This window comes from Streptomyces sp. NPDC002845 (assembly GCF_053591955.1).
Genome location: NZ_JBSFUU010000263.1, coordinates 1 through 1,034 on the forward strand (window position 1 = coordinate 1; position 1,034 = coordinate 1,034).

1 protein-coding gene is annotated in these 1,034 nt (G+C 66.2%); it reads left to right on the forward strand.

What is annotated here, in order from left to right:
* Positions 1–131 precede the first annotated feature (131 nt).
* Positions 132–482 (forward strand): choice-of-anchor Q domain-containing protein, encoded by a 351-nt coding sequence (locus tag ACWD3C_RS48760; protein WP_451155303.1) that lies wholly within the window; start codon positions 132–134, stop codon positions 480–482.
* The last annotated feature ends 552 nt before the right edge of the window (positions 483–1,034 follow it).

Sequence of the window (1,034 nt, forward strand, 5' to 3'; positions counted from 1 at the left end):
CCCGCACCTCATCGACGGCTGCCTCACCGAGACCGGCCTGACCATGGGTCCGACCCCAACGTGACCTTGCTACCTCACGCATTAAAGATCAGTACAAGCTCGCGCCGGTCGACTCGATCATCGCCAACAATGTGGTCACAGGAAACCAGGGCAAGCTGTTCAACGAGCTCATGGCGCCAGTGGACATGACCTACGCCGGCAACATCGCGTGGCCGACCGGATCGGCGACCGTCGGCGTCACCGCACCCTCCGACGCCGTCAGGACGATCGATCCGCTACTGGCCCCCGACGGACCGGTGCACCGGATCGGTGCGGGAAGCCCGGCGATCGACACCGGCACCGACGGCTACGCGTTCGTGACCGACGACATGGACGGCCAGGCCCGCATCGGCGTCGTCGATGTCGGCGCTGACGAGCGGTCGTCGTCCGCTGTCACGCGAGCCCCGCTCAGCGCGACCGACGTCGGCCCAAGCGCTGCGTAGGATGCGCAAAACGATCGGTGGCGGCTGAGCCGCCACCGATCGTGCCCGTCGCGCTGGGTAATCGGGCCAGAGCGGTCGTCCTCGTCGTAGGTGACGCCCCTGACGTGGTGCATGGCTTCAACTCTCCAGTGGTCGCGGGCGATCCGACGCAGATCGGTGAGGCTCGCGGTGGCCGTGGGAGCACTGGTGATGCCGAGTTCGGCATAGCAGTGGAGCTTTCCGTCGCCCCGGCCGGTGGTGGTGCGCTCGATGAGCACGGCCCGCACCGCGTGAGGGAAGTCGGCCTGTTCGGGCACGGGCAGGTCCTTGAGGGTCCGTGTCTCGGTGCGGCCCCGGTTGCGTTCGGTCCTCTCGTGGGCGAGTGGAGTGTTCTCCCAGTCCAGGCTGCCCAGGGCGGCGAAGAGTGAGGGGCCTCGCGCTTCTCGGACAAGGATGTGACCGATCAATTCATGCGGCGAGTCGCAACTCTTCGAATTCAGCGTGGACTTCGCGTGGGGGGCGGTAACCCACTGCCGAGTGAAGGTGTTTGAGGTTGTACCAGATTTCGATGTA